Source organism: Streptomyces sp. NPDC056347 (assembly GCF_042262625.1).
GTDB lineage: Bacteria > Actinomycetota > Actinomycetes > Streptomycetales > Streptomycetaceae > Streptomyces.
This window is the reverse complement of the sequence record NZ_JBHJQP010000113.1, coordinates 17,810-27,551: the sequence shown is the minus strand read 5'-3', so window position 1 is coordinate 27,551 and position 9,742 is coordinate 17,810. Positions and strand designations below refer to the sequence as shown.

The 9,742-nt window shown below is 69.6% G+C and carries 9 protein-coding genes; 8 read left to right on the top strand and 1 reads right to left on the bottom strand.

Features of this window, described 5'->3' with window-relative positions; genetic code table 11:
- Positions 1-16 precede the first annotated feature (16 nt).
- Positions 17-556 (bottom strand): NADAR family protein, encoded by a 540-nt coding sequence (locus ACFCV8_RS24150; RefSeq protein ID WP_376687509.1) that lies wholly within the window; start codon positions 554-556, stop codon positions 17-19.
- A 215-nt stretch (positions 557-771) separates the two neighbouring features.
- Here ACFCV8_RS24150 and ACFCV8_RS24145 point away from each other — a divergent pair, with 215 nt between their 5' ends.
- From ACFCV8_RS24145 to ACFCV8_RS24110, 8 genes are all read left to right on the top strand, one after another.
- A complete protein-coding gene (locus tag ACFCV8_RS24145) occupies positions 772-2,286 on the top strand; it encodes a gamma-aminobutyraldehyde dehydrogenase (RefSeq protein ID WP_376687508.1) in 1,515 nt (504 codons plus the stop codon).
- A gap of 41 nt (positions 2,287-2,327) precedes the next feature.
- A complete protein-coding gene (locus ACFCV8_RS24140; RefSeq protein ID WP_376687507.1) occupies positions 2,328-3,578 on the top strand; it encodes a PotD/PotF family extracellular solute-binding protein in 1,251 nt (416 codons plus the stop codon).
- Between the two features lie 128 nt (positions 3,579-3,706).
- Entirely contained in the window at positions 3,707-4,855 is a 1,149-nt protein-coding gene (locus ACFCV8_RS24135) for an ABC transporter ATP-binding protein (RefSeq protein WP_376687506.1), read from the top strand.
- The gene (locus ACFCV8_RS24130) at positions 4,852-5,778 is read left to right on the top strand and encodes an ABC transporter permease (protein ID WP_376687505.1); all 927 of its coding nucleotides are present in this window, start codon (positions 4,852-4,854) and stop codon (positions 5,776-5,778) included. Before ACFCV8_RS24135 ends, ACFCV8_RS24130 begins: the two co-directional genes overlap by 4 nt.
- Complete coding sequence (locus ACFCV8_RS24125) at positions 5,778-6,578, top strand: ABC transporter permease (protein ID WP_376687504.1); 801 nt, start codon at positions 5,778-5,780, stop codon at positions 6,576-6,578. Before ACFCV8_RS24130 ends, ACFCV8_RS24125 begins: the two co-directional genes overlap by 1 nt.
- Positions 6,579-6,602: 24 nt before the next feature.
- The gene (locus tag ACFCV8_RS24120; protein WP_376687503.1) at positions 6,603-8,018 is read left to right on the top strand and encodes an NAD(P)/FAD-dependent oxidoreductase; all 1,416 of its coding nucleotides are present in this window, start codon (positions 6,603-6,605) and stop codon (positions 8,016-8,018) included.
- 213 nt (positions 8,019-8,231) lie between these two features.
- On the top strand, positions 8,232-8,681 hold the full coding sequence (locus tag ACFCV8_RS24115) for a hypothetical protein (RefSeq protein ID WP_376687502.1): 450 nt from the start codon (positions 8,232-8,234) through the stop codon (positions 8,679-8,681).
- A gap of 271 nt (positions 8,682-8,952) precedes the next feature.
- Positions 8,953-9,579, top strand: coding sequence for an antibiotic biosynthesis monooxygenase (locus tag ACFCV8_RS24110; protein ID WP_376687501.1), 627 nt, complete (start codon positions 8,953-8,955; stop codon positions 9,577-9,579).
- Positions 9,580-9,742: the final 163 nt, after the last annotated feature.

The window sequence follows — 9,742 nt, the reverse complement described above, 5'->3', positions numbered from 1 at the left end:
CGCGTCCGGCGAGCACTCAGGCGGACCGCAGCTCCGCCCGCGCCTCCATCAGCGCGAAGCCCAGCAGATTCAGCCCCCGCCAGCTCGCCGGGTTTGCCGCCCGCGGATCGTCCGCCGCCAGCCCGATGCCCCAGACCCGGTCCATCGGGCTCGCCTCGACGAGGACCCGCTCCCCGGTGTTCAGCAGGAACTCCCGCAGCTCCGGATGGGCCCGGAACTTGTGCACACTGCCGGCCACCACCAGGCCGAACCGCTCGCGCTCCCATATCGCCTCGTCGAAACCGCGCACCAGCCGGCCCACCTTCTTGGCCGCCGCCGGGCTCTTCGCCGCCACTACGGCCGCCTCCGATCCGGCGTCGCCGAACAGGCGGGCCTTGGCGGCCATCATCCAGTGCTCGGCCGAGGCGTACCGCACTTCGCCGACCGTGAAGGGCGAGGGCCACCACTGGCTCAGGCAGCTCGCGCCGACGCGCCCGTCCGGCCGCGGGCGGTGCCCCCAGAAGTGCAGGTACTTCACCTTCTCGCCGCGCGCGGTCCGGGCCAGGAGATCGACCATGTGTTCCATGGCATGCGATTCTGGCATTCGCCACTGACATTCCGTACGGGGAATTCCGTAACGACGCGACACATGGTCGACAGATTCCGTCGCGTAACCAAAAGGCAACAACGGAATCACTTGTTGGGGTTCTTCCCCTCTGCCAGGATCGGCACTCAAATCGAGCAGAGGCTACGCCGCCCCCGCATTCGGGGTCCGCGGCGGAGGAGAACGTCATGGGCAACGGCATCCAGGTGCGGGACCGCTTCGCGGCCGGCGCACAGTACATCGGCGGAAAGCTGCGGTCCGGCACCTCGGGGGACCACCACGACGTGGTGGACCCGGCGACGGGCGAGACCGTCTACACCTACGAGCTGGCCGGCACGGCCGACGTGGATGCCGCGGTGGCGGCCGCCAAGGAGGCGTTCCCCGGCTGGTCGGGTGCGACGCCCGCCGAGCGGGCCGAGGCGATGCACCGCTTCGCCGCGGTTCTCGCCGAGCAGGCCGAGGACTTCGCGCGGGTGGAGTCCCTCCAGTGCGGCAAGCCGATCAAGCTCTCCACCGAGTTCGACGTGCCCGGCACCATCGACAACACCTCCTTCTTCGCCGGTGCCGCCCGCCACCTGGAGGGCAAGTCGGCCGGTGAGTACGACGGCGACCACACCTCGTACGTACGCCGGGAGGCGATCGGCGTCGTCGGCTCGATCGCGCCCTGGAACTACCCCCTCCAGATGGCCGCCTGGAAGATTCTCCCGGCCGTCGCCGCGGGCAACACCATCGTGCTCAAGCCCGCCGAGATCACCCCGCTGACCTCGCTGATGTTCGCCCAGGCCGCCACCGAGGCGGGCATCCCCGACGGCGTGATCAACATCGTCACCGGCGCGGGCAGGGTGGCCGGTGAGCACCTGGTCGGCCACCCGGACGTGGTCATGACCTCCTTCACCGGTTCCACCGCCGTCGGCAAGCGGGTCGCGGAGATCGCCACCGCCACCGTCAAGCGCCTCCACCTGGAGCTCGGCGGCAAGGCCCCCTTCGTGGTCTTCGACGACGCCGACCTCGAAGCCGCGGTCCACGGAGCCGTCGCAGGTGCGCTCATCAACACCGGCCAGGACTGCACCGCCGCCACCCGCGCCTACGTCCAGCGCCCGCTGTACGACGCCTTCGTGCAGGGCGTCGCCGAGCTCATGGAGACCGTCCGGCTCGGCGACCCCTTCGACCCGTCGACCGACCTCGGCCCGCTGATCAGCCACGCCCAGCGGGACCGGGTCGCCGGTTTCGTCGAGCGTGCCCGCGCCTACGCCACCGTCGTCACCGGTGGCGAGGCCCCGGGCGGCGAGCTGGAGGCGGGCGCCTACTACCGGCCGACGCTGGTCGCCGGTGCCGCCCAGGACAGCGAGATCGTCCAGTCCGAGATCTTCGGCCCGGTCCTGGTCGTGCTGCCCTTCGACACCGACGACGAGGGGCTGCGGCTCGCCAACGACACCCCGTACGGCCTCGCCGCCTCGGCCTGGACCCGGGACCTGTACCGCGCCAACCGCGCCACCCGGGAGATCAAGGCGGGCTGCGTCTGGGTCAACGACCACATCCCGATCATCAGCGAGATGCCCCACGGCGGATACAAGGCCAGCGGCTTCGGCAAGGACATGTCGGCGTACTCCTTCGAGGAGTACACGCAGGTCAAGCACGTCATGTACGACAACACCGCGGTCGCCCGCAAGGACTGGCACCGCACGATCTTCGGGGACCGATAGTCCGGCCGGCCCCGGCCTTCACACCCGAAAGGGAAACGCGCATGGAGCAGTACGAGCCGGAGCGGCTCTCCGCGGCCCAGATCGCCGCGATGCGACGCAGTCTCACCAGTGGCCGGGGCGCCCTGACCCGCCGATCGCTTCTCCGCGCCTCCGGTGCGGGGGCGCTGGCGATCGGCGGGCTGGGCACACTGAGCGCGTGCGGCATCCCGCCCGCGCAGCGGGAGGGCGACGCCGCGGCGGCCTCCGACGACCACTCGGCCGAGGAGAAGCAGGTCAACTTCTCCAACTGGACCGAGTACATGGACATCGGCGAGGACAAGAAGAGCCGGCCCACCCTGGAGGCGTTCACCAAGCGCACCGGGATCAGCGTCAGGTACACCGAGGACATCAACGACAACGTCGAGTTCTTCGGCAAGATCAAACCGCAGATGGCCGCGGGCCAGGACACCGGCCGCGACCTGATCATCGTCACCGACTGGCTGGCCGCCCGCATCATCCGGCTCGGCTGGGCCCAGCGGCTCGACGCCTCGAACCTGCCGCACGCCTTCGCCAACCTCTCGGCCCAGTTCCGCACCCCCGACTGGGACCCGGGCCGCGCCTACTCGTACCCCTGGACCGGCATTCCCACCGTCATCGCCTACAACTCCAGGGCGACCGGTGGCCGGAAGGTCGACTCCGTCACGCAGCTCCTGGACGACCCCGCGCTCAAGGGGCGCGTCAGCTTCCTCTCCGAGATGCGCGACACCATCGGCATGACCCTGCTCGACCTGGGCAAGGACCCGGCCTCCTTCACCGACGCCGACTACGACGCCGCGATCAACCGGCTCCAGAAGGGCGTCGACAAGAAGCAGATACGCCGCTTCACCGGCAACGACTACACCGCGGACCTCGACAAGGGCGACATCGCCGCCTGTGTCGCCTGGGCCGGTGACATCATCCAGCTCCAGGCCGGGAACCCGGACATCAAGTACGCCATCCCGGCCGCCGGATACATCACGTCGAGCGACAACATGCTGGTCCCGGCCAAGGCACGGCACAAGACCAACGCCGAGAAGCTCATGGACTACTACTACGAGCCGCCGGTCGCCGCCCGCCTCGCCGCCTTCATCAACTTCGTCTGCCCGGTCGACGGTGTCCGCGAGGAACTCGCCCGGATCGACAAGGAGATGGCCGCCAACACCCTGATCCTCCCGGACGAGGAGATGGCCTCCAGGTCGCACTCCTTCCGCTCCCTGAGCACCAAGGAAGAGACGGCGTACGAGGAGAAGTTCGCCAAGCTCATCGGCGCCTGACCGCACGGCCCGGCCCGCTCTCCTCCCTTCCCCCCCCCGCACAGCCCCCTGATCCTCGCGATCTCCTGATCCTCCCGATCTTCCCGATCGCCCCAGATCCCCCTCTGACACCACTGGGACCGCGCTCCATGACACAGCAGCAGACCGGCGGCGACGTCCGCCTCACCGGGATCAGCAAGACCTACGGCTCCTTCACCGCCGTGCAACCGCTCGATCTGACCGTCCCGCAGGGCTCCTTCTTCGCGCTGCTCGGCGCGTCCGGCTGCGGGAAGACCACCACCCTGCGGATGATCGCCGGCCTGGAGGAGGCCACCACCGGCACGGTCTTCCTCGGCGGCACGGACATCACGGCACTCCCCCCGTACAAACGGCCCGTGAACACGGTTTTCCAGAGCTACGCGCTCTTCCCGCACCTCGACATCTCGGAGAACATCGCCTTCGGTCTGCGCAGGCGCGGCATCAAGTCCGTGAAGAAGCAGGTCGACGACATGCTGGACCTCGTCCAGCTCGGCGACTTCGCGAAGCGCAAGCCGCACCAGCTCTCCGGCGGCCAGCAGCAGCGCGTCGCCGTCGCCCGCGCCCTGATCAACCACCCCCAGGTCCTGCTGCTCGACGAACCGCTCGGCGCACTCGACCTCAAGCTGCGCCGTCAGATGCAGCTGGAACTCAAGCGCATCCAGACCGAGGTCGGCATCACCTTCATCCACGTCACCCACGACCAGGAGGAGGCCATGACCATGGCCGACACGGTCGCGGTGATGAACGGCGGCCGGGTCGAGCAGCTCGGCGCCCCCGCCGATCTGTACGAGAACCCGCGGACGACCTTCGTCGCCAACTTCCTCGGCACCTCCAACCTCATCGAGGCCGAGATCGTCTCCACCGGCACCGACCTCGTCGTGACCGCGAGCGGCGGGAAGCTCAGGCTGCCCGCCGGGCGATGTACGGCCCCCGCCAAGGACGGCGGCAAGCTCCTCGTCGGCATCCGCCCCGAGAAGATCTCGCTGGTGCACGCCGAGGACGCCGGCACGATCGCCGACGGCCGCAACCGGGTCACCGGCCGGATCGTCGACTCCAGCTTCATCGGAGTGTCCACCCAGTACGTGGTCGAGAGCCCGGCCGGCAAGGCGCTCCAGGTCTACGAGCAGAACATCGAGCGCGACTCCCGGCTCGCGCCCGGCTCCGAGGTCGTGCTGCACTGGAACCCCGCGCACACCTTCGGGCTGGACGCGGCCCAGGACATCGACGCCGGTGTGGAGACGGTGGAGGACGCGGCGTGACCGTCACCCAGGAGGCGCCACCGGCGCCCGTCACTCAACCGGAGATACGCAAGCCCTCCACCCGCAAGCGGCTGGTCCCCTACTGGCTGCTGCTCCCGGGCATCCTGTGGCTCGTCGTCTTCTTCGCCCTCCCGCTGCTCTACCAGGCCTCGACCTCCGTGCAGACCGGGTCCCTGGAGAAGGGCTTCGAGGTCACCTGGCACTTCCAGACCTACTGGGACGCGCTGACGGAGTACTACCCGCAGTTCCTCCGCTCCCTGCTGTACGCGGGCACCGCCACCGTGCTGTGCCTGCTGCTCGGCTACCCGCTGGCCTACCTCATCGCGTTCAAGGCGGGCCGCTGGCGCAACCTCCTGCTGGTCCTGGTCATCGCGCCGTTCTTCACCAGCTTCCTGATCCGCACGCTCGCCTGGAAGACGATCCTCGCGGACGGCGGTGCGGTCGTCGACGTACTGAACACCCTGCACGTCCTGGACGTCACCAGCTGGCTCGGCTGGACCGAGTCCAATCGTGTACTGGCCACACCGATGGCGGTGGTCTGCGGCCTCACGTACAACTTCCTGCCGTTCATGATCCTGCCGCTCTACACCTCGCTGGAGCGGATCGACGGCAGGCTGCACGAGGCGGCCGGCGACCTGTACGCCACCCCCGCCACCACCTTCCGCAAGGTGACCTTCCCGCTCTCCATGCCGGGCGTCGTCTCCGGAACCCTGCTCACCTTCATCCCGGCCAGCGGTGACTACGTCAACGCGGAACTGCTGGGATCCACCGACACGAAGATGGTCGGCAGCGTCATCCAGACCCAGTTCCTGCGGGTCCTGGACTACCCGACGGCGGCCGCGCTCTCCTTCATCCTCATGGCGGCCGTCCTGATCATGGTCACCGTCTACATCCGCCGCTCCGGGACGGAGGACCTGGTCTGATGCCCGTACTGCGCTGGATTCGCCGGAACCTGATCGTCCTCGCGGGTCTGCTGACCCTCGCGTACATGATCCTTCCGAACGTCGTCGTCATGGTGTTCTCGTTCAACAAGCCGAACGGGCGCTTCAACTACGCCTGGCAGCGGTTCTCGCTGGACGCCTGGAAGGACCCCTGCGGCGTCGCCGACATGTGCGGCTCGCTCTCGCTCTCCCTCCAGATCGCCCTGTGGGCCACCATCGGCGCGACCGTCCTCGGCACGATGATCTCCTTCGCGCTGGTCCGCTACCGCTTCCGGGCGCGCGGCGCGATCAACTCGCTGATCTTCCTGCCGATGGCGATGCCCGAGGTCGTCATGGCCGCCTCGCTGCTCACCCTCTTCCTCAACATGGGCGCGCAGCTGGGCTTCTGGACGATCCTCATCGCGCACATCATGTTCTGCCTGAGCTTCGTCGTCACGGCGGTGAAGGCACGCGTGATGTCGATGGACCCGCGGCTGGAGGAGGCCGCCCGCGACCTGTACGCCGGGCCCGTGCAGACCTTCCTGCGGGTGACCCTGCCGATCGCCGCCCCCGGAATCGCGGCGGGCGCGCTGCTCGCCTTCGCGCTCTCCTTCGACGATTTCATCATCACCAATTTCAACGCGGGCTCCACCGTGACCTTCCCCATGTTCGTCTGGGGTTCGGCACAGCGCGGCACGCCCGTGCAGATCAACGTCATCGGCACGGCGATGTTCGTCATCGCGGTACTGGTGGTTGTCGTCGGCCAGCTCATCGCGAACCGGCGCAAGAACAGCACACACTAGAAAGTCCTGAAGGAGTTGGAAACCATGGCCCCAGCTGCCATGCGTATCGCTGCACAATCACTCTCCGACGCGAAGCCCGTGTCGTTCTGGCTGGACGACCCCGGCAAGCCCGAGGCCCTGCCCGCGCTCACCGGGGACGAACGCTGCGACCTGCTGGTCGTCGGCGGCGGCTACAGCGGTCTGTGGACCGCGCTGATCGCCAAGGAACGCGACCCGGAGCGGGATGTCGTACTGATCGAGGGCCACGAGGTGGGCTGGGCCGCCTCGGGGCGCAACGGCGGCTTCTGCGCGGCCTCCCTCACCCACGGCCTGCCCAACGGTGTGGAGCGCTGGCCGGACGAGATCCACAAGCTGGAGAAGCTCGGCGAGCGCAACCTCGACGCCATCGAGGACGCCGTCGCCCGTTACGGGATCGACTGCGAGTTCGAGCGCACCGGCGAGATCGACGTCGCCACCGAGCCCTACCAGCTCGAAGAGCTCCACGAGTGGCACGAGGAGATGACGAAGCTCGGCTTCACCGGGACGGACTTCCTGGACGGCGACGCGCTGCGTGCCGAGGTCGACTCGCCGACCTTCCTGGGCGGCCTGTGGGACCGCCGGGGCGTCGCCATGCTGCACCCCGCCAAGCTGGCCTGGGGCCTGAAGCAGGCATGCCTCGACCTCGGCGTACGGATCTACGAGCACACCCGGGGCATCGAGCTCGCCCGGACCGCCACCGGGATGGGCGTCCGCACCCCGTACGGCCGGATCTTCGCCCGCCGGGTCGCGCTCGGCACCAACGTCTTCCCGTCGCTGGTCAAGCGGGTCCGCCCGTTCACCGTGCCGGTGTACGACTACGCGCTGATGACCGAGCCGCTCAGCGCCGACCAGCTCGCCTCCATCGGCTGGAAGAACCGGCAGGGCCTGGGCGACAGCGCCAACCAGTTCCACTACTTCCGGCTGTCGGCCGACAACCGGATCCTGTGGGGCGGCTACGACGCGATCTACCCGTACGGCGGCCGGGTGAGCGCCGAACTCGACCAGCGCCCGGAGACCTTCCTCAAGCTCGCGGAGCAGTTCTTCGACTGCTTCCCGCAGCTGGCCGGAATTCGTTTCAGCCATGCCTGGGGCGGGGCGATCGACACCTGTTCGCGTTTTTCCGCGTTCTTCGGCACCGCCCATCAGGGCCAGGTCGCCTATGCCGCCGGATTCACCGGTCTCGGCGTCGGCTCCACCCGGTTCGGCGCCGATGTGATGCTCGACCTGCTGGCGGGCGAGCAGAACGAACGGACCACGCTGGAAATGGTCCGCACCAAGCCGATGCCGTTCCCGCCCGAGCCGTTCGCCTGGGCCGGGATCGAGCTGACCAGGAAGTCCCTGGCCAGGGCGGACAACAACCAGGGCCGCCGCAACCTCTGGCTGAAGACGATGGACCGACTGGGCCTCGGCTTCGACAGCTGACCCCGGAGTCCGGCACCTGACAAACCCTTCGAGGGGTGTCCGGAAAAGGACCCTCCCGATTCCCGGCCCGGCCGCCCGCAGGCGGCCGGGCCGCCTTTTTCCGAATTTCCTTCCCGAAGCCGCGTAATGGAGCGGTGACTTCGCTCTCTCACCCGTGTGTACGCGCCGGTAACCAAGGCCGGCGGGCACGAAACAGGGAAACGGAGACAGGTCATGACCGGCACGGGGGTCAAAGCAGCAGTCGAATGGCTCGTATCGGTGGCGCCGGACCCGGGCGCCTGCCGGTGGATGTGGGAGCGCGACCCCCGCGGGGTCGCGCTCCTGCCCGCGGGGCGGCGCTGGGACGTGCTGATCCTTCCGGGGGAGCTGGGCCACCCCACCCTCGACGTACTGACCCGACTGATCGACCGGCCCGGTCCCGTGCTCGCCGGGTTCGGCGACACGCGGACGGGCTTCTTCGTGGAGCCGGGCACCGTCGCCCGCTGGGTCGGCACCGGCGTACGCGGGGCGGGGCGGGGGACCTGGATCGTCGTGCCTCATCCGGGCCGTCCCGCCCGCGGCGGGGTGCGCTGGCTGGTCCCGCCGGACGGCTCGGGAACCCTCACCGACGTCGCCCTGCTGGAGCTCGCGATGCACGAGGCGGCGGCGGGACGGGCCGGATAGGCCCCTGGAGCACCGGCGGTTCGGGGCGTGAGCGGTTCGGGAGTTCACTCCGGAGCCGGTCGGAGCGTGTCCGAGAGCAGGCGTCGGGGCGGAGGCGACAGGTGGTGTCGAGGGCGCCTGCGCCGGGGCTGCATGCCGTCCGACGGCCCGGCGTCCTCGTATCCGCCGTCCCGGCGGTCGTCGCAGCGACAACCCGGGCCCCGGGCCCCGGCTTGACCTCAACCACTCTTGAGGTTTCACGCTGGACGCACGGCGACGACAGGAGACTCGTATGACAACGCTTCAGCTGCCGGATCTGGCCCGGGCCGATGCCGGGACCACGCTGATCAGCGAGTGGATCGTGGACACACCGGACCGTCAGGACCGGGCGGGCCGTGCGCTGCTGGGGGAATGGGGCGAGCTGTCGGCCAGGTTTCGCCCCGACGCCTTCCTGCGGCTCAGCTGTTTCGCGAGCGCGGACGGGAGCGTGCTGCTCAGTGTCGCGCAGTGGACCAGCGACGAGGCCCACCTCGCCTTCGTCCGCGGGCACCGGTCCGAGATGGTCGGCCGCATCGACCGCGAGATTCCGGGGATACGGCGTCCCGGGCTGGTCCGCTACCGGTTGGCACACACCGTCGTGCCGGACGGTGCCGACGACGACACGCTCGATGTGATCGTCGTCGCGCACGCAGAGCGTGGGCCGGCGTCCGCTGCCGCGCGATGGGCCGGGGCCACCGCCGGCCGGCTGCGGGCGGCTCCGTACCCCGGCATGGGCACCGCGCACGTGTTCGTGAGCGAGGACGGCACGCGCGGCCTGCTCTACGCGCCTGTGTCACGGGCGAACGGGGCTGCCGGAACGCGGCCCCACCGGCTGCTGGGAACCGTCGCGGGGCCGGCGGGCGGGGGCCCGGCGCTCTGAAGGTGTGGGACGGCGCTGCCGGCCGCGAACAGCCGTGCCGCAACTCCCCAACCCCTCGCCCGCCGCGGTCGCGCGGATGCTCCGCCGCTCTGCGGCCGGTGTCCGAGCCGGGGCGACGAGGCCGGGTGCGGCGGCCGGGGAGAGCGGTGCGGGGCCGGCCCGG

Coding starts and splice junctions, on each gene's coding strand:
- ACFCV8_RS24150 (WP_376687509.1), bottom strand. CDS start 556: ATGGTCGATCTCCTGGCCCGGACCGCGCGCGGCGAGAAGGTGAAGTAC.
- ACFCV8_RS24145 (WP_376687508.1), top strand. CDS start 772: ATGGGCAACGGCATCCAGGTGCGGGACCGCTTCGCGGCCGGCGCACAG.
- ACFCV8_RS24140 (WP_376687507.1), top strand. CDS start 2,328: ATGGAGCAGTACGAGCCGGAGCGGCTCTCCGCGGCCCAGATCGCCGCG.
- ACFCV8_RS24135 (WP_376687506.1), top strand. CDS start 3,707: ATGACACAGCAGCAGACCGGCGGCGACGTCCGCCTCACCGGGATCAGC.
- ACFCV8_RS24125 (WP_376687504.1), top strand. CDS start 5,778: ATGCCCGTACTGCGCTGGATTCGCCGGAACCTGATCGTCCTCGCGGGT.
- ACFCV8_RS24120 (WP_376687503.1), top strand. CDS start 6,603: ATGGCCCCAGCTGCCATGCGTATCGCTGCACAATCACTCTCCGACGCG.
- ACFCV8_RS24115 (WP_376687502.1), top strand. CDS start 8,232: ATGACCGGCACGGGGGTCAAAGCAGCAGTCGAATGGCTCGTATCGGTG.
- ACFCV8_RS24110 (WP_376687501.1), top strand. CDS start 8,953: ATGACAACGCTTCAGCTGCCGGATCTGGCCCGGGCCGATGCCGGGACC.